At 65.9% G+C, this 17,002-nt stretch carries 21 protein-coding genes and 4 pseudogenes; 15 read left to right on the forward strand and 10 right to left on the reverse strand.

Going from position 1 to position 17,002, the window contains the following annotated elements:
• From J7U37_RS21575 to J7U37_RS21590, 4 genes and pseudogenes are all read right to left on the reverse strand, one after another.
• A pseudogene (locus J7U37_RS21575) lies at positions 1-140 on the reverse strand (helix-turn-helix domain-containing protein); the annotation flags it as partial.
• 121 nt (positions 141-261) lie between these two features.
• Positions 262-1,071 carry an IS21-like element helper ATPase IstB gene (istB, locus tag J7U37_RS21580; RefSeq protein ID WP_247637055.1) on the reverse strand — a complete coding sequence of 270 codons (810 nt, stop codon included), beginning with the start codon at positions 1,069-1,071 and terminating at the stop codon, positions 262-264.
• Positions 1,068-2,585 (reverse strand): IS21 family transposase, encoded by a 1,518-nt coding sequence (gene istA / locus J7U37_RS21585; RefSeq protein ID WP_247637056.1) that lies wholly within the window; start codon positions 2,583-2,585, stop codon positions 1,068-1,070. The genes istB and istA overlap by 4 nt, the downstream gene beginning before the upstream one ends.
• Positions 2,586-2,796: 211 nt before the next feature.
• Positions 2,797-3,173, reverse strand: a pseudogene (locus tag J7U37_RS21590) (transposase); the annotation flags it as partial.
• A gap of 85 nt (positions 3,174-3,258) precedes the next feature.
• Between J7U37_RS21590 and J7U37_RS21595 the strand changes: the two are divergent.
• Positions 3,259-3,921: pseudogene (locus tag J7U37_RS21595) on the forward strand (ABC transporter permease subunit); the annotation flags it as partial.
• A 28-nt stretch (positions 3,922-3,949) separates the two neighbouring features.
• Positions 3,950-4,702, forward strand: a complete 753-nt coding sequence (locus J7U37_RS21600) for an amino acid ABC transporter ATP-binding protein (protein ID WP_247637057.1) — start codon at positions 3,950-3,952, stop codon at positions 4,700-4,702.
• Positions 4,703-4,896: 194 nt separating this feature from the next.
• Here the strand turns inward: J7U37_RS21600 and J7U37_RS21605 are convergent.
• Both J7U37_RS21605 and J7U37_RS25180 read right to left on the reverse strand, forming a co-directional pair.
• Positions 4,897-6,032: pseudogene (locus J7U37_RS21605) on the reverse strand (IS3 family transposase).
• 34 nt (positions 6,033-6,066) lie between these two features.
• Positions 6,067-6,198: a hypothetical protein gene (locus tag J7U37_RS25180; protein WP_282104082.1), complete on the reverse strand. Its 132-nt coding sequence runs from the start codon at positions 6,196-6,198 to the stop codon at positions 6,067-6,069.
• A 362-nt stretch (positions 6,199-6,560) separates the two neighbouring features.
• Here J7U37_RS25180 and J7U37_RS21610 point away from each other — a divergent pair, with 362 nt between their 5' ends.
• Together J7U37_RS21610 and J7U37_RS21615 are read left to right on the forward strand one after the other, a co-directional pair.
• Positions 6,561-6,782, forward strand: coding sequence for a hypothetical protein (locus J7U37_RS21610; RefSeq protein ID WP_247637058.1), 222 nt, complete (start codon positions 6,561-6,563; stop codon positions 6,780-6,782).
• A gap of 69 nt (positions 6,783-6,851) precedes the next feature.
• A complete protein-coding gene (locus J7U37_RS21615) occupies positions 6,852-7,052 on the forward strand; it encodes a hypothetical protein (RefSeq protein ID WP_247637059.1) in 201 nt (66 codons plus the stop codon).
• A 125-nt stretch (positions 7,053-7,177) separates the two neighbouring features.
• Here J7U37_RS21615 and J7U37_RS21620 read toward each other — a convergent pair whose 3' ends face one another.
• Positions 7,178-7,387 carry a cold-shock protein gene (locus tag J7U37_RS21620; RefSeq protein WP_247637060.1) on the reverse strand — a complete coding sequence of 70 codons (210 nt, stop codon included), beginning with the start codon at positions 7,385-7,387 and terminating at the stop codon, positions 7,178-7,180.
• Positions 7,388-7,641: 254 nt separating this feature from the next.
• Here J7U37_RS21620 and J7U37_RS21625 point away from each other — a divergent pair, with 254 nt between their 5' ends.
• A complete protein-coding gene (locus J7U37_RS21625; protein ID WP_247637061.1) occupies positions 7,642-8,001 on the forward strand; it encodes a hypothetical protein in 360 nt (119 codons plus the stop codon).
• Between the two features lie 136 nt (positions 8,002-8,137).
• Complete coding sequence (locus J7U37_RS21630; protein ID WP_247637062.1) at positions 8,138-8,353, forward strand: hypothetical protein; 216 nt, start codon at positions 8,138-8,140, stop codon at positions 8,351-8,353.
• 1,948 nt (positions 8,354-10,301) lie between these two features.
• Here J7U37_RS21630 and J7U37_RS21635 read toward each other — a convergent pair.
• From J7U37_RS21635 to J7U37_RS21645, 3 genes are all read right to left on the reverse strand, one after another.
• The gene (locus J7U37_RS21635) at positions 10,302-11,450 is read right to left on the reverse strand and encodes a transcriptional regulator (RefSeq protein WP_247637063.1); all 1,149 of its coding nucleotides are present in this window, start codon (positions 11,448-11,450) and stop codon (positions 10,302-10,304) included.
• Entirely contained in the window at positions 11,447-11,743 is a 297-nt protein-coding gene (locus J7U37_RS21640; protein WP_247637064.1) for a hypothetical protein, read from the reverse strand. Before J7U37_RS21640 ends, J7U37_RS21635 begins: the two co-directional genes overlap by 4 nt.
• A gap of 62 nt (positions 11,744-11,805) precedes the next feature.
• Complete coding sequence (locus J7U37_RS21645) at positions 11,806-12,081, reverse strand: helix-turn-helix transcriptional regulator (RefSeq protein WP_247637065.1); 276 nt, start codon at positions 12,079-12,081, stop codon at positions 11,806-11,808.
• 102 nt (positions 12,082-12,183) lie between these two features.
• Here J7U37_RS21645 and J7U37_RS21650 point away from each other — a divergent pair, with 102 nt between their 5' ends.
• The 9 genes from J7U37_RS21650 (at position 12,184) to J7U37_RS21690 (ending at position 16,944) form a co-directional block, all read left to right on the forward strand.
• Complete coding sequence (locus tag J7U37_RS21650) at positions 12,184-12,480, forward strand: hypothetical protein (RefSeq protein ID WP_247637066.1); 297 nt, start codon at positions 12,184-12,186, stop codon at positions 12,478-12,480.
• 10 nt (positions 12,481-12,490) lie between these two features.
• Positions 12,491-12,670, forward strand: coding sequence for a hypothetical protein (locus tag J7U37_RS21655; RefSeq protein ID WP_247637067.1), 180 nt, complete (start codon positions 12,491-12,493; stop codon positions 12,668-12,670).
• Positions 12,670-13,125 (forward strand): penicillin-binding protein, encoded by a 456-nt coding sequence (locus tag J7U37_RS21660; protein ID WP_247637068.1) that lies wholly within the window; start codon positions 12,670-12,672, stop codon positions 13,123-13,125. The genes J7U37_RS21655 and J7U37_RS21660 overlap by 1 nt, the downstream gene beginning before the upstream one ends.
• A gap of 66 nt (positions 13,126-13,191) precedes the next feature.
• A complete protein-coding gene (locus J7U37_RS21665) occupies positions 13,192-13,632 on the forward strand; it encodes a hypothetical protein (protein ID WP_247637069.1) in 441 nt (146 codons plus the stop codon).
• Positions 13,633-13,692: 60 nt separating this feature from the next.
• Entirely contained in the window at positions 13,693-14,154 is a 462-nt protein-coding gene (locus J7U37_RS21670; protein WP_247637070.1) for a hypothetical protein, read from the forward strand.
• Between the two features lie 73 nt (positions 14,155-14,227).
• On the forward strand, positions 14,228-15,190 hold the full coding sequence (locus J7U37_RS21675) for a hypothetical protein (RefSeq protein ID WP_247637071.1): 963 nt from the start codon (positions 14,228-14,230) through the stop codon (positions 15,188-15,190).
• Positions 15,191-15,194: 4 nt separating this feature from the next.
• Entirely contained in the window at positions 15,195-15,479 is a 285-nt protein-coding gene (locus J7U37_RS21680) for a hypothetical protein (RefSeq protein WP_247637072.1), read from the forward strand.
• 369 nt (positions 15,480-15,848) lie between these two features.
• Positions 15,849-16,088, forward strand: a complete 240-nt coding sequence (locus J7U37_RS21685; RefSeq protein ID WP_247637073.1) for a hypothetical protein — start codon at positions 15,849-15,851, stop codon at positions 16,086-16,088.
• A 202-nt stretch (positions 16,089-16,290) separates the two neighbouring features.
• A complete protein-coding gene (locus tag J7U37_RS21690; RefSeq protein WP_056187281.1) occupies positions 16,291-16,944 on the forward strand; it encodes a ParA family protein in 654 nt (217 codons plus the stop codon).
• The last annotated feature ends 58 nt before the right edge of the window (positions 16,945-17,002 follow it).

Raw genomic sequence — 17,002 nt, forward strand, 5'->3', positions numbered from 1 at the left:
CTTGAGGAATGGTCATTCAACGCCTCGGGGCCGCCGCGCTGGTAGGCGTCGTACCAGCGGTAGAACGTCGAGCGGGTGATGCCGAGCTTGTCCAGGGTGGCACGCACCGGCAGGTGGGATTGCTCGATGTAGCGCGGCAATCTGGATGATTGGTCAGCGACAATCTGGATGAGGCACATCGGCGTCGCGGCGGGAGGAGTTTGGTCCTCTGGTGAGCGCGGCGCAAGGCGGATCGGCCGTTTGATTGACGCGGCGCGGCGATCACGGCGCCGTCTTTGTTGTCGCGCGGGTTGGTGGGCGGCCGGGCCCGCGTTTGCGATCCAGGGCGGCACGCCGCCGATAGCTCTCGACGTTCATCTCGAAGATCGTGGCGTGATGGACGAGGCGGTCGACGGCGGCCAGCGTCATGGCCGGGTCGGGGATGACCTTGCCCCATTCACCGAACGGCTGGTTGGCGGTGATGAGGATCGAGCGCCGCTCGTAGCGGGCGCCGATCAGCTCGAACAGCACGCTGGTCTCGGCTTGATCCTTGGTGACGTAGGCGAGGTCGTCGAGGATCAGCAGGTCGAAGCGGTCGAGCCGGGCGAGGGCCGCTTCCAGGGTGAGGTCGCGCCGGGCGATCTGGAGCTTCTGGACGAGGTCGGTGGTGCGGGTGAACAGCACCTTCCAGCCGCTCTCGATCAGCGCCAGGCCGATCGCGGCCGCCAGATGGCTCTTGCCGCCGCCGGGCGGCCCGAACAGGAGCAGGTTGGCCCCGGTGCCGAGCCAGGCGTCGCCGGCGGCGATGGCCATGACCTGAGCCTTGGAGACGGACGGGACGGCTTCGAAGTCGAAGGTGTCCAGGGTTTTGCCCGGCGGCAGGCGTGCTTCGGCGAGATGACGCTCGATGCGACGCCGGTCGCGTTCGGCGAGCTCGTGCTCTGCGAGAGCGGACAGGAAGCGGGCTGCCGGCCAGCCTTCCGTGTCGGCCTTTTCGGCAAAGCTCGGCCAGACGGCCTTGATGGTGGGCAAGCGCAGGTCGCCGAGCATGACGGCGAGGCGGGCGACGTCGGCGGCGGAGGCGGTCTTCATGCGACCTCTCCCGTCTGGACGGTGGAACCCAGCAGCCCCTCGTAGCTGGCGAGCGTCGCCAGATGGACGCTGACGTGCGGGATGCCGGCTGGGTCCGGTGCGAAGGTGACGCGCAGGGCCGCCAGGTCGGGCAGACGTCGGGCCTCCAGATCCGCGGCGAGCCTCACCGCGAGTTCGGCTTCGCAGCCTCGCTCGTGGGCGAGCGCCAGGAGTTCGACCATGACGCGGCAGGCCTGCCGTTCGGGACCAGCCTGCAACAGGGCGTCGAAGGCGTGGCGGTAGGCGTCCCGTGGGAAGAGCCGGTCGCGGTAGACGAGGTTGAGCAGCGCCATCGGCTTGCGCCGCAGGGCGTGGATGACGTGGCGGTAGTTCACGACCTGATCGTGGCGCCCATCGGGATGGGCTCGCCCACGGGGTAGTTCCAGGAGTGGGGTCCCGCCAAGGAACAGTGCGAGGCGGTCGTCGTAGAGGCGCACGCGCAGGCGGTGCCCGATCAGGCGCGAGGGCACGGTGTAGAACACCTTGCGCAGGGTGAAGCCGCCCGAACTGGTGACCCGTACGACCGTCTCCTCATAGTCGCAGCTCCGATGCCGGGGCAGCGCCTTCAGCGAGGCCCGTTCGCTGTCAATCCGCCGGGCGTTGCGGGCATTCCGGCGCCCGACGAGCTCGTCGAGGAAGCGCCGGTAGGCGGAGAGATCCGGGAACTCGCGGCTCGCCCGCAGCAGGAGCGCGTCGGCGATGGCGCGCTTGAGATGGCCGTGTGGCCCCTCGACGGCCCCGTTCTCATGGGCGAGGCCGGCGTTGTTGCGGGTCGGGGTCATGCCGTAATGGGCACATAGCGCCTCATAGCGGCGGGTGAGGTCGGCGCTCGCGTCCGCGTCGAGATTGCGGAAGGCGGCCGAGAGGCTGTCGGTGCGGTGCTCGCCGGGTGCGCCGCCCAGGCTCCAGAGCGCATTCTGCATCCCCTCAGCCAACGCCACGAAGCTCTCGCCGCCCAGCACCACGTGGGCATGCTCGAAGCCCGAGTAGGCGAGCCGGAAGTGGTAGAGCCGGTGATCGAGCGCGATCCCCGCGATGGTGATGCCGGCGGCATTCATGTCGGTGAAGTCCGACAAGCCGATCCGCCCGGGCTCGTGGGTTTGGCGGAAGATGACCTCCTGCTCCGCACCGTGCAGCGCCCGCCAGGACCGGATGCGGCGCTCCAGGGTGCGCCGGACGCCGGCATCGAGCTCGGGGTGACGCCGGATCATCTCCTCGAACAGGGCGATGGGACGAAGGCCGGGGGAGGCCTGCAGGAGGGGTACGACCTCAGCCTCGAAGATCTCGGCCAGAGGATCGGGCCGCCGCCGACCCCTGGGAGCCTTCTTCAGAGACGGCAGGCGTGGATCCTGCTCGATGCGGTCGGCGGTGGCGGGACTGAAGCCGGCCTTGGCGGCCGCGGCACGTCGCGGGTCAGTCTGACGGAACTGCATGTAGAGCCTCATCTGGCGATCGGTCACATGGCGGCCGGGCATGCGGGACCCCTCCTCGGCGAGGAGGGCCGTCCGCACAGCCGGTCGGCCGTGATCGCCAGATCTCGTTCGCGTCCCTACGCTCGGGCTTCGCCCTCCCTCCGGGATGCGAACGAGATCAGTGCCTCATCTTGATTGTCGCGCCGTCACCATCCTGATTGTCGGGCTGCAGCTCGACCAGCCGGATGATCTCCAGCTTCTCGGAGGCCGGCTACCTCATGCCTCGTCGCCCCCAGCCCCGCTCATGCTTTTTTTAAGCAGACGGTTCTCCAGGACGAGATCAGCCACGACCTCCTTCAGCGCCCCCGCTTCGCGACGGAGATCCCGCACCTCATCCGTGGTGGCCGCTCGAGCCGTGTCGCCGGACAGGCGCTTCTTGCCAGCCTCCAGGAACTCCTTGGACCAGCCGCAGTACATCGAGGCGGCGATCCCCTCACGTCGGCAAAGCTCGGCAATGCTGTCCTCGCCACGCAAGCCTTCCAGCACCACGCGGATCTTCTCCTCGGACGAGAACTGCCGACGTGTGGCCCGGCGAATGTCCTTGATCACCGCTTCTGCCGGCTTCTTGGCCGGTCCGGATGTCTGCTTCATCTTCGCTCCTCAGGGGCTACGATGAACCAGCCATCCTCCGTTCGTGAAGACCCTCAATCTGTCCCACAGGTGCTGACGTCGGACAGTCCTGCGCTGGGCGCCGCTGCTGCTGACGGGCTTTGCCTTTAACGTCGCGATCTCCCTCGTCGCGATGCTCCTCGGCACCGTCGCGGGCCTCGGGCTGGGGCTCGGCCTGGTGAGTGAGGGGCCGATCCTGCGCCGGGTCGCCTGGGGCGTGACGCAGGTCTTCCGCAACGTGCCCTGGCTGGTACTGCTGTTCTTTGTGATGTTCCTGGTGCCGTTTCAGGTCACGGTGTTCGGCCTGCGGGTGCCGCTGCCCGACTGGGTCAAGGCGACGGTGGGGTTCGCGCTGCCAGTAATGGCCAACGTCGCTGAGATCGTGCGCGGCGCCGTGCGCTCGGTGCAAGCCGCCCAGTGGGAGGCGGCCGAATCCCTGGCCTTCACGCGGCGGCAGACGCTGTTTCGGATCATCCTGCCCCAGTGCCTCAAGCGGATGCTGCCGCCGTGGATGAACGTCTATGCTTTGATCGCCATGGCCACCGTGCAGGCCTCCATCGTTGGCGTCACCGAGATGCTGACGCTGACGGCGCAAGTTCACGCGGCGGAAGGGGGGCGGCCCGAGCTGTTCGCGCCCCTCTACGGCTTCGCCCTGCTGTGCTTCTTCCTCTACTGCTACCCGATCGACCGTCTGACCGCGCGCCTGGAACGGCGCTTCGAGACGGCGTGAGGCCAGTGTTCCCGATGGTGCGTTCCCGATGCTGAAGGTTTCGTCCGGCAATGCGCCGATCGTGCAGCTGCTCGACGTGCACAAGTCCTTCGGCGAGGCCGAAGTCCTCAACGGCATCAGCTTCGACGTGCGCCGGGGCGAGGTCGTCTGCATCATCGGGCCGTCGGGCTCGGGCAAGTCGACGCTGATCCGCTGCATCAACGCCCTTGTCCCGGTCACCTCCGGCACCATCCGAGTCGACGGGATCGAGGTGGTCGATCCGAAGCTCGACAAGCTCGCCCTGCGCCGCAAGGTTGGCATGGTGTTCCAGCAGTACAACCTGTTCCCGCACAAGACGGCGCTGCAGAACGTCATAATGGCGCCCATCCACGTGCTCGGCCAGGACAAACGGGAGGTCGAGGTCCGGGCGCGCGCGCTCCTCGCCAAGGTCCGGCTCGCGGGCAAGGAGGCGGCCTATCCCGGCGAGTTGTCGGGCAGGCAGCAGCAGCGCGTGGCCATCGCCCGCTCGCTGGCGATGCGGCCTGACGTGATGCTGTTCGACGAGGTCACCGCCGCCCTCGATCCCGAGACGGTCAAGGAGGTGCTGGTTACCATTCGAGACCTCGCCGAGGAGGGCATGACCTGCCTCCTCGTCACCCACGAGATGAACTTCGCCCGCGAGGTCGCCGATCACGTCTACTTCACCGATCGCGGCGTCATCGTCGAGCACGGTCCGCCCGAGACGCTGTTCGCCTCGGCCGTCGACCCGCGCACCCGGCGCTTCCTGTCCCAGGTCCTTTGAAAGCCTACCCAGGCATAGTCGGATCGCGGGGCTCATCGCCGTCTTGCCCGCTTCGAAAAGGACCGGAAGCTTGCGGCCCGACCTCCTCGTGTCCCTGCACCAACGCCGCGCGCGAGCGATCACCCGTTGAACAGAGGTGGCTCGGTTTGTCTGAACAACGACCTGGGCTTGGGTAAGTGGATCTTCTGCCGGGTTCAGGCCGCCGCGGGATGCGGCAGCCTGTCGAAGTAGGCTTGGTCGGGAGTACGCCGGTCAAGGCTCGAATGGGGCCTGCGCTCGTTATAGAAGGCGAGGTACCGGCCGATCGAGGCGCGCGCCGTGCTGACGGTGTCGTAGGCCCGCAGGTAGATCTCCTCGTACTTGACCGAGCGCCACAGCCGTTCGACGAAGACGTTGTCGCGCCAGGCGCCCTTGCCGTCCATGCTGATGTCGATCCCCGCCTCCCGCAGCACGCTGGTGAAGGCGTGGCTGGTGAACTGCGAGCCCTGGTCAGTGTTGAAGATCTCCGGCCTGCCGTGCCGGGCAAGCGCGTCCTCCAGGACCTCGACGCAGAAGTCGGCCTCCATCGTGATCGATAGCCGCCAGGACAGCACCCGGCGGCTGAACCAATCGATGACGGCGGCGAGGTAGACGAACCCGCGCGCCATGGGCACTTAGGTCATGTCCATGGCCCAAACCTGATTGGGCCGATCGATCGTCATCCCGCGCAGGAGGTATGGATAGATCTTGTGCCCAGGTGCCGGCTTCGAGGTGTTCGGCTTGCGATAGAGGGCCTCGATGCGCCGAGCGCTTCATCAGCGTCGCGATATGGCGGCGGCCGATCACAAGGCCCTCTTTGTTCAGAAGGTCCCGCAGCATCCGGCTCCCGGCGAAGGGGAGTTCGAGATGCAACTCGTCCATCCGCCGCATCACGGCGAGATCAGCGGCTGGGACTGGGCGCGGCAGGTAGTAGACACTGCCTCGGCTGATCCCAAGCGCCTTGGCCTGGGCGGCGATGGGGAGATCGTGACCTCGATCGATCATCGCTTTGCGCTCAGAAGACCGGCCTTGGCCCAAGCGCGCCGGACAAAAAATCTTTGGTCAGCGTCAACTCGCCGATCTTGGCATGCCGCGTCTTCACGTCGATGGCCGGTGCCGCTTCCGACCGGGGCGCGGCCCCGAATACCCCGGCAGCCCCATCGAGAAGCTGGGCCTTCCAGGTCGTGATCTGGTTGGGGTGGACATCGAACTGCTGAGCCAATTCGGCCAGCGTCTTCTCGCCCCGCAGGGCAGCCAAAGCCACCTTCGCCTTGAAGGCCGGGAGGTGGTTCCGGCGCTGTCGCTTGCCCATCGTCGCTCCTGATCCGCAGCCATCCTGGCCGCCGTCAGGCAGAAACTCCATCCTGGTCGCCCAAAGCCCCTGCCCCGTGCTTCTGCCAGAGCTGTCGCGCCAGCTTATCCATCTGCGCGAGCGTTCGCGCGCCTTCGATCGCGGCCTGCATGGCGGCGTGAAACATCGGTCCCGGTCCCTGCTCGGGCCGCGGCAAAGGATGGGGCGCAGCCAGAGCTGTACCCGTCAAAAGGCAAAACGCCATCGTTTCGGGAAGCGATCCCGATTGACACCTGAACGGTGTTATGATGTCTAGAGAGTTGAACGGTGGTCCCCGGACCTCATCGATTTCGACGGCCTCACCCTTGCCAGGGTGGGGCCGTTGGCGTTTTTGGCTTAGATCTTTCTCGCGGCGCTCATTCCTAATGGTGGTTGGCCCACGACTCGTACGAAGGCGAGCGCTGCTAGACATGCCATGTCGCGTGGCGGGCATGGGTAAGGCAACGGCCGCGCCATCTCTGTCCCTCACGAGCAGGAAGCCAAGCTCCCATGACGAGTGATGATAGCAGCGCGCAGGATCGCCGGGAGACAAGGGCCGCCAAGCTGCTGGAGAAGGCCCGCGAAGGAGGCGAGGCGAGAGCAGACTACGACGCTACTCAGCAGGCGACTGAGGACAAAACGGTGCGCCTCAAGGCCCTTTGGCTCGCCAGGGAGCAGGCTGACAAGGAGGCCGCCAAAAATCTGATCAAGAAGGTAGCCAAAAAGAGGTAGCTCCGTCTTGCGAGTGCAATGCCGACACCGCGTCGTTGGGGATCAGCTGCTCATGCCCATGTAATCCTGATGATCATCTTCACCCCCAATCCCCATTCCCTGCGGGTCACACCGTCCGCAACAGAGCCCGGTCGGTTCGATTGGTCGATTTGGAAGGACAAGGAGGTGGTGCAGCGGTCAGTCCGGTCGTTCGGGTCCGAAGGCGCCTCGGAGGCCGCTGGCGACATAGCGCTGCGCGCCGTCACGACGATCTGGCAGAACGGCAAGTAGTCGGGCGCACCCCTCTCACGGGGTGAGACGGTGGGTTGTTGGAAGTCGCTCCTGATCGGACGGAGGGCGTAGAAAGCCTTCCTGCCCGAAATCGACAGGCGGGCTTGAGGCCCGCCCTTTGAAGATCAAGCTGACTGGAGGTTGCCAGCGCTATCCTTCCCGGAGCGCTTGTCAGTTTCCACCTCGTAGGAGACCTTCTGGCCCTCGATGAGGTTGCGCATTCCAGCGCGCTCCACAGCGGAGATATGGACGAACACGTCCTTGCCGCCGTCATCCGGCTGGATGAAGCCATAGCCCTTGGTCTCGTTGAACCACTTCACGGTGCCGGTGCACATAGACGTTCTTCCCAGTCGGTTTCGTTCGCCAGGGCCTCGGCTGAAAAGCAGGGCTCATGGCGAAGCTCAAGAGTAGAAATGACTGGCTAGTTCCCGGGCGGAGTGGAGCGGATCTCGGACGTTTGAGCCAGTGCATCAGGAGCCATAACGAATTGACCCCACGAACTCCTCCGCCCAGCCAACCCACTGGCGCACTTGTCCCAGGTCGGTCGTGTGGACCGTGCACGGCTTGCTGCCAGGTTCCAGCAATTGAGGTGCTGGCCAAACCTGCAGGCATCCTGTGTCGACACAGCACCGGCGTAGCGTGCGGGATCTATCAGGATCGTCCGGAGGCGTGCGTGCGGTGGCACTGCCTCTGGCGCAAGATCGGCGCGCTGCCGGACGAGCTAAGACCTGACCGATCCGGGGTGATGTTCGCGATTGAGAGCCGTGTACCGCGCGCGGACGCTCAGGAAGGGGCCTGCGTCGTCGGCCGCGCCGTCCATGGAGCACAAGCCTTCGCTAGCCGGGACGTGACCGAGGCATTTGCCATGTTCGCGCGCGAAGGGTCTTTGTCGGTGTGGAAGGTGTCTGGTCGCATTGCAGTCATGATGCACCCTGGCCAGCGCGCGTAAGCACTGGGTGTGATCCTTCGAACTGACGGGTGGCAGCTCTTCCGCATCGACGGAGATCACACCGGAACCTCTGACGGAACCCCCGCATTCGTCCCCTGCATCCGCACGCCAATGGTGCACCCGTGGAGGATCTGCGATGTCAGACACTGATAGGCTCGGCTTCGGGTCGCCCCTCGTGCTCCATAAGATTGGCCACGAACTGCAAGAAACCCTGCCGGTTACTTCGCCTGAGGAGATCCCGGCTGACGTCGAGGAGCAGGCTGCAAAGATACCGGACGTGCACGGTGAACCGCGCATCCAGCTCGTAGCCAAGACAGGTGTCGAGCACCTGGGAGACGAGCCGCTCTTCTGAACCGATTTGCGCTTTGTACGGGGTTTTCGAGCTTCAGCAAGCTGTTAGCTGACTGCCCTCGGATGAGGCGACGGGGTCCCCGAGTAGGTATCCGGCTTCAGCGAGCAGCCCGTATGCGACCTGTTATGCATCAGGAATGGCTGAGCTCCGGACACGTAGCCGCAATAAAGGGTCATCGTGCCGTGGCACTCAGGGCAGCGTTTCATCGCGAGCCTATAGCGCTTGATCACCTCTTCCAGGTTTTCAAGACGCCATGCATCATCGACTTTGACCTCGCACGAGTTGGGGCGGAGCTGAGATCTCATCCTCATCCGTTTTCTAGCCTCCTGTGCTGATGATAATAGATGGCCTTTCTCACTCTCAGGCTACCGGCTGACGCGAGCTTTGCTGCGCGGACTGATTGGAAGCAGCCACCGCGGCAGAGATGATCGCCGTTCAGATGGATCACCCAATGCCAGCGCTCCAGCTCAGTTGGATGAGCCTCGACGTTTACGAACCATCTGTCAGTCGGCGGCGTCCGAAACAGGCGGCCTTTGCCAGCCATTCACGGCTTCTCGGGCCGAGCTAGTAGGATCGCAGTCCGCACAGCCACGCGCCTCATGACAAGAGACGCTCCGGGCGATCTAAATTGCGCCCGTGTCCATTCGTTCGCGCTGAGAGCCTTCGCGACGTCGAGGTGATAGCCCCCAGGAAAGACGTGAGAAGCCACCGCCGGATCGCCCATAAAGGCGTCAACGGCAGATCGAAGATCGTCGTCTGTGATCAGCTTCGCCTTGTAGAGGTCGCCTGCAGTCGCAGAGTGCTGAGCCATGCAGGCAAGATAGGGCAGGCTGCAACGAGATCACTGCCCGAGCCGCCAGAGCGGGACTGCACCCGTTGGGCGGCCCGGCGTGTTGCGGTAGTAGGTCGTATTCACGAACTGCATGCGGGTTTCCGCGATTTCGGACACGCGCTCGGCTCTGAGCACCTGGGCACCGCAGAAGTCGGGGCGAACGGTGCCGACCTCGGGGGGAACGCCGCAGATCTCGAGTGTGGTCCAACCGAGGGCGCCCCCCTTATCCGCCCAACAGTCAGGAAGTTGACGCACGCCTCATGCGCGCCTCCCCAGGATTGAAGGGTGAAGCCAGGGCATGGGACGATGCTCGGCCGAAGGTTGAGGAAGCCTTGGCGCCAGAGCGCGGGGTCGGCAGGAACAAGCTTCGGCTTCGGTGAGCCTGACATGGCGGCTGGCGACTGTTGCGGGCCGAACGGGATAGGGGGCGACCCTGCTGGCCCTAGAGGCTCAATGCGCCAGGCACCTGCCTAGCTCACGATGCCGTGAACTTATCATATGTGGTATTCCACGGGTTCGCAGTTCGAGTTTTTGGCCGCCCATGACGCGCCTAGAACTCGCTCTCGCTGGTGTCCTCGTGGTCTTTGCAACGCTAGTCGTTCTGAGGCTGCTGTGATGCCGCCCAATCGCAGCTCCTATCTCAGTGCGATTTCCGGCTCTCTGCCGTCCTGAGGCTTCCCTGGCGATCCTGGGGGCTGTTTTAGCGGTGGTGCTAGGCAACCTCTGCCCATCACGCTGCCTCAAGCCATTGCTGCAGGTTCGCCGCCGCGGTCCGACATAGGCAAGCCTGCCCCCCGCCGCCCGATCTGCTCACGGGACCGGCGGGGTAGGATCGTTCATCTCACGCTGAGCCGATACGCAACTTGGCTCGCAGGTAGGATGGCCGAGGCTGGTTAGCCGCCCCTCAAGTGTGCCGCATCTGGAAGGGGCCAAAATGGGAATGGCCCAGCCGGCGACGGCGGCCCCATGTGCAGACAACGGCAGCGATCGGCTTCAGTACGGTTCCGAGCGCATAGAGTATTGCGGTCAGATCGTGGATCGTCAGGGCAGTGGTCCTTTCTGTGTGCGGATAGCGGTTCCTATCCACATAGGAAGGAAGCCCCGGCCGCTCGCAGATCAGGCCGCCTCAAGCCATCGCCGCAGGTTCGCCGCCGCACTCTGACTAAGCCCGAACCGTCCCTGTAGCGCGTTGGCGAGCTGCGGCCGGCTGATGCCGATGGATCGGGCGACCGTCTCTTGCGTCACCATTCGCGCCCGCTGGGCCGCGCGCACGGCAAGGGCAAGCTCGGGAGGCATCACGCCGCCGAGGTAGGTGGTCGCCACGGTCGCGAGCGGTTGCCACTCGGCCAGCATGTCAGGCTGCGAAACTCCCCCGTTCGGCAGCGGTAGCGGGACGGCATGTCCGGTACGAACCGCTCTCGGTAGATCCCTGGGCGAATGCCCGCCAGCGCCGACGCTGCGGCTCGGGCTGGCCTGTCTCGCTGGAACCTCAACAGGTCGGAAAGCGGTGTGAACCGAACTCGTCGTCTGAAGGTGAGTGCTACGCACTACTGCCGACGAAATCGGGTCAGGGATGATTTCGGGCGGCGCGATCATGCCCGCTTTCAGCCGCCGCTTGAACGTGGATAGCGACAGCCCAAGGGCCTTAGCCTGGGCCACATTCGAAGCGGTTCGCGGTGTTGCCCCTGCTCTCGCGCGCTTCTCGGCCTGATACGCTGCATCCCGCTTTTTGCGATCGGCCTTGCGCTGGCGGCGGCTGCGATCCGTGGCGCCAATCGTCTTGAGGCCGAGCGCTGTCCGTTCCGCGTCCGTGACCCGTAGGTGCGCCGCGATCCCGTCCGCATCCTTCATCCGCCATCCGCACGCCTCGCACTCCTCGGCCAAGGCGAGGACGCGCCCGCGCCCGATCCCTGGCAGAAGTGTACAGGCCCACGCCTCCACCATCGCCCGCAGATCCCCGGGGTTGGGGTACAGCTTCACGAAATGGGGGAGCGCGGCCTCTAGGTAGATTTCGGCGTCGTCGGTATCGCAAGGGCCGTCATGGCGGCGCAGGACAAGCGTGCGGATCTCGGCAACGCGCTGGCGGTTCAAGTTCCACGCCTTGCTCTGGCGCCGCACTGGTCGGTCGCGCCCCATCCTGCGCTCATGCTCAAGTGCTGCGCTGATCTTCTGAGCGTGTACGCTCTCGGGTCCGGCAACCGCGGCGTTGAAGCGGTCCCAGATGTCGAGTTGTTGAGGCGCCGCGTCCCTTTGGTGGCGCTTCATGCGGCTACTAGCGCAAGGTCGAGCTGCTGGGTCTCACGGGTGGCCGGCGGGTGCTGTTTCCGGGGCGACCTCGGGCGACGGTGCCGGGCGATCGCCTGAGCCTCGCGGTGGTCTAGGATTTCGCGGGCGTGGTTGATGAGCGCGACCAACGTGTCGTGATCGCGAAACCCCCTCTCGTGCCAGAGGTAGAGGCCGATCTGTTCATCTGAAACCTTGGCACATGTCTGTGCCGCACGGGCGCCGAGCACGTCGGCGGCAGTCTCAGCAATGGATCGTGCCAGTGCGTCCAGCATTCGCGGGCCTCAAAGTCACTGGATGATATGGCCTCGGTTGGGTAGAAAGCCAGCGGGGCCGGCTACTCTCCTCGCCTCTTACGGGTACGGATATTGGCGGGTGGGTCTCGGCGTATGCGCACGCCGGGGAGCCCGCCGTTCTCTGGCAGGAACACCGCGCCCTCTGCTTCGAGCGCCCTTTGCAGGCCGTCTAGCGTCATTGAGTTGGCGCTGATCGGCCCCTCGATCCGCTCAAGCCTTTTGATGGTCTCGACTGAGACACTCGATAGTTCGGCGAGCTCGCCTTGCTCCATTTTCAGCATCGCACGCGCCGCGCGCAACTGCTCCCCTGTCAACATTCGACACCTATCATGTAAAAACATACGCGTTGAGTGTTGACGCGTTATCGGGATCGTCTTACACGATAAGGGTAAGCAACGGCACTTTCAAGGCGCCCCCCGATGTCTCTCAACCGCCGCATCTCCTGGACCCTCGCTCTCCGCGACATGCGGAATGATCGCGTCCAGCTCCCCGCCGGCTTCCTCTCGGCCCGCGCCCTGGTTGAGTGCTTCACCAAGACCCGCCGCCCCCTCGTCGTCGCTGGCAAGTTCGATCGCGCCGCGATCATGGCTCACGCCGCTGCCGCCGCGAGGGCCCATCAGATCCGCACCGGCTCCACCTGGGCCGCCGCGATGTCCGTCTCGCTCAAGGCTGCTTGGCAGGTTGCCAAGACCGCCCAGCGCGCCGCCGCTCACTGAGGTCCGGCCAATGATCATCGAAACCCTCGCCAATCAGTTCTTCCGGGTCCGCGAGACCGGCGACCCGAGCGCCGCGCACGTCTGGCTCGGCATCGAGGTCAAGCGCGTTCGGGGCTCCTACGTCCCGAAGGCCAAGGCCCGCGAGATCCTGGTGCGCAAGCTCGGCACCCGCATGGTTGAGGCCGCCTGATGGCCTCGCACGCTCTGACCCGGCGCTCGCTGTTCGGTGGCGCCCTCCTCCTCGGTCCCCTGATGCGCGTTGGCTTCGCCATGCCTTCCGACCCGTTGCTGGTCGCCATCCGCATCACGGAAGCTGCCGACACCGCGCACCGGGCTGCTGGGCTCGTCTCCGCCTCTCGGCTGGCCGGTGGTGTCCTGACCCCCGAGTGGCGCGCCCATCGCATCGAGACGGCGAAGGCGCGGTTCACCGCTCGCTCTGAGCTTCACGCCCTGACCCCGACGACGCGAGCCGCCGCTATGGCTCTCGTCCGGTACTACGGCGACCGGGTGAGCCACGCCCATCCGACGAACACCCGAGGGGCCGCCCGCGCCGCGCAACGCCGCCTGCGCGAGGTCTTCGCCCGCCCTGGCGCCTATCCGCTGGATCGCACCGCCTGGGCCTCGCTGCCCATCCCGGCCGACTGAGCGCTCCGCGCCTCCCGGCACCATCCCTTCCCTCTCCTGACCACCCCAAGCCCCGGAGCCCCGGTTATGGCATCGACCTCGCACGCCCTCGTCATCGAGCACGTCCCCTTCCACGCTGACCCCATCCTCGCGGCCATCGACCACCACGACGAGGCTTGGGCCGTCTGGCAGTCGGCCACTGACGCCCTGGTGGCGCGCCGACACGTCGAGATGGAAGGCGCCTTGGCTCGCCTCCTGGCGACGCCCTGCGCGACGCAGTTCGGCGCTCTTGCCCTCCTTCGTCACCTGCGCTGGCACATTCAGCATGACGGCATCACCGATACGGCGGTGCTCGCTCGGGCCGCGGATCTGGCGCTGTACCTGCGCCTCGACTTCCCAGCGACCGAACCCGCCCGCGCGCCCCTCGCGCCGGCCCTGCGGCTTCTGAGCGGCCTCGGCGAGGCAATCGCTGCGCTGTCCCTGATCTGCGGCGGCCTCGTCGTTATCGGCCTCGCTACGCTGGCCTAGTCAGCTTCCATCTTATCCAGCCCACAACCTAGCAAGCTATCAAGCTTCGGAGTTCCCAAGATGCGCAATCCCTTCGCTCTCCTCGCCAAGCCCAACACCGTTCGCCCCTCGCTGCGCGAGCGCGCCGCGTCCCTCAAGGCTTCGGCCTCGCGGGTGATCCGCCGCAAGCCGGCAGATGCCGCCCCGGCCGCGCCTGCTCCTGCGCTGGCTGCTGATCCCATCTTGGCGGCCATCGCTGAGACGCGGCGTCTGACGATGGCCCGCACTCGCGCTTACAATGCGGAGCTGCCGGCCGGGGAGCTGGACCCGAGCCCTGAACAGAATGCGGCGACCGATGCGTTCTTCGCGCATGTCGATGGCGTCTTGCTCAAGACGGTCCCGACCACGGCTGCCGGCTGCGCGGCCCTGGCGCGCTTCACCGTCGAGTTCCTAGAGGACGAGAAGTTCTCCCTCGATGAGGACGAGGCCAACGAACAGCACGTCCGTATCCTCGGCCTGATCGCCCGCAGCCCGATGCTCTGACGCCGCCGCCTTCGATGCGGTGGCGCCCTGCCGCCGCGCCCTCCTCCTTTCCTCGACCATAGGAGCGCCGCGCGTGCCCTCTCTCAAGCTGTCCAATCCCTTCCGCCGAAGCGCCGATCGCCCTTCACTGAAAGAGCGGGCCGCGAGCCTTCGGGCAACGGCCTCGCGGGTGATGAGCCGAAAGCCGGCCGATCCGCTCGACGGCACGTCATGCCCTCCCGGGTTCGTCCCCTATCCCTTCGATCGACCGATGAGTTACGCCAGTGTTCCGGCGGTGATCCATGCCGAAACAACCCGCTTGTTGGACCTCGCTCGCACTGAGTATGCGCGGCGTGACGCTTCTCTAGCGTCCCGCATGGGCGGCGAGGAAGGCGAGGCTATCCGGCAGGCTGCGCGAACTGCTCTGCGCCTCGACGCTCTAGCCGTCGCTGCTGCACCGTCTCAGTCTGCCGCGGCCCCGAACCCAGACGCCGAGTTGCTAGCGCTTGGCTGCCGATGGCGGACGGCCCGCGCAGCTTACGAAGCGGCCAGCGAGCGGATCGGCCAGATTGAGGAAGCCTGTCGGGTTGCGCCCCCCAACGCGCTTTATGTGCGAGCTGGCGACGCGGCGCTCGGCATCGCTCAGTTTGCCCATTGGCAGTCGGGTGATGAGCGCGAGTGGTATTGGAGAGCGGCCAGCGATACACCGTATCGCGCTGGGTTAGAGCCGGGCACGGGCTGCTTTCGGCATGGTCAGATCCGCACCGTTCGGCGTCCTGCGGTGCAGGCCCGGCTTGATGAAGTCTGCGCAGCCTATGACCAGCACAAGCGGGAGGTTGCGCAGGCAAAGGCGGCGTCGGGCCTCGTCCAGGCCGAAGCGGAGGCGTCCCGCTTGTTCGCGGCCGAATGCGCGCTTGAGGTTGCCGCCCTGTCCCTGACTGCCTTCTCTCTGGCCGGTCTCCGCATCCAAGCCAAAATCGCGCTCGCGAACGAGGACCACCAAGAAGGGCGGGGCATGGCCTGGGCTGTCGTCCGTAACCTGCTGACGGTGGCCTGATCCGGTGAGCAACGTTCACACTTTCGCCCCTCGTCGCCCGGTGGCCGCCCCTGCTGCTCTGCCGGCGCCCTCCGCGGCTGAAATCCAGCGCCAGATCGAGGATGCCGCGCAAGCGGCTCTCGACACCGCCGACCGGCTGATTGCGCTCCTCGACCGGATTGAGGGCGACACCGACCGAGAGGACGGCGCCGACGCCGAACCGTCCCTTGGCGCGCCCGAGAACCACCACGCCTCGCAGGTGGTCTGGCTGCGAGGCTCGGATCGGGATGGGGAGCTGCCGTCAGCGTAGGAGAAACAGGCCTGCGCCAATCAAAAGGCCGGAAGCAAAAAGGCTCCCGCCTGTAACCTCCAGAACAATTCGCCGGCTTTCGACAATCAGTGATGCGCTCACTGCTATCAGGCCGGCCGTCAGGCAGAGAACGCACACTCCTTCCACCAGCACTCCCCCGTGCTTAATCGACAACTCTAAGGCTCATTACATGAAATCGCGTCTGACAATGCGCGGCGCTTTGGCGCTTGGCTTTCCCGCTGTTGCTCGTGGCGTCGGTCGCCTTGCCCGAATGCGAAGGGACTTACTGGCACGTGCCGGCCACGAGGCTGGACGCGGGAACGTCATCACGGCGACCGTCCTCGTCGCCCTCTACATGGTGGCCTGTTGATGCGCGTCGTTCCTGCCATTCCCCAGGCCGTGCCGATACCATCTCTGGCGGGCCTCGCCTGGATGGGCTTTGAGCTCTGCCGAATGCGCCGGATCACGGCCGGGCTCGGCCGGGCCAGGGCGCGGAGCGATGAGGCTGCCGCCGAGCGGTGGCTTGCTCGGGCCGATCGCGCCCTTGCGGATCTCGACCGGGCGCAAGCGCGGATGCGCCCCAGACGGATGCCACGTCGGCTGCGCTGACACGACAGTCGGAATTGCTATCTCGCCATCGTCCTATCGTGGGAGCTAGCGTGCTGGCTATTTCGACCACTCGCGGGCCTTCGGGCTCGCAAGCAATTGTTTATGCTCCTACGCCATCGTGCGGGCTCGGGAGGCTGTTGACAGTCTCGCTCGCAATCTCGATGGCCTGCGGGCTCCGGGGCAGGATCACAGGGGATCGCGCGTGCAAGTCATCACGATAGCGGCGCGGAAAGGGGGCGTCGGCAAGACCACGCTCGCGATGCACCTCAGCGTGCTCGCCTCCGAAGCTGGGCGCCCGGCGCTCCTGCTCGACACAGATCCGCAGCGGTCGCTTGCGTGGTGGCACCGTCTGCGCGAGGCCGACGTACCGAACCTGATCGAGGCGGATGCACGCGAGCTGCCCGAGCTTGTCGCGGCGGCGAAGCGAGAAGGGATTGGCCGCGTCATCATCGACACGCCACCTCACGCCGAAGACAGCATTTTAGGGGCCATGCGGGTTGCCGACTTGGTGCTCGTCCCGACCCGGCCGGGACCGCTCGACCTGGCTGCAGTGGCGACCACGCTGGAACTGGCCGAGCGCGTCGGCAAGAAGCCGCTGGCCGTCATCAACCACGCCCCCCCGCGCACGGGCTCGGCCGAACCGGCGATCGTGACGGAAGCCCGGGCGGCCCTCGTCGGCATGGGCGCAACCGTAGCGGCCTCCGTTGTCGCGAACCGAGTGAGCATGTCGCACGCGATCCTGACCGGCTCGACGGTCAACGAACACGAACCCGGTGGGAAGGCTGCCGCCGAGGTCGACGCCCTGTGGCGCGAGATTGAAGCTGCCTTGGCGCAGGATGGGAGAAAGCCCCGATGAGCACGAAGCCGCGCCCAACCCTCGACAGCTTGAGCGACCGTTTCGCACGGAAGCCGGC

Origin of the sequence: Methylobacterium sp. 37f (genome assembly GCF_023093475.1) — a bacterium.
Lineage (GTDB): Bacteria > Pseudomonadota > Alphaproteobacteria > Rhizobiales > Beijerinckiaceae > Methylobacterium.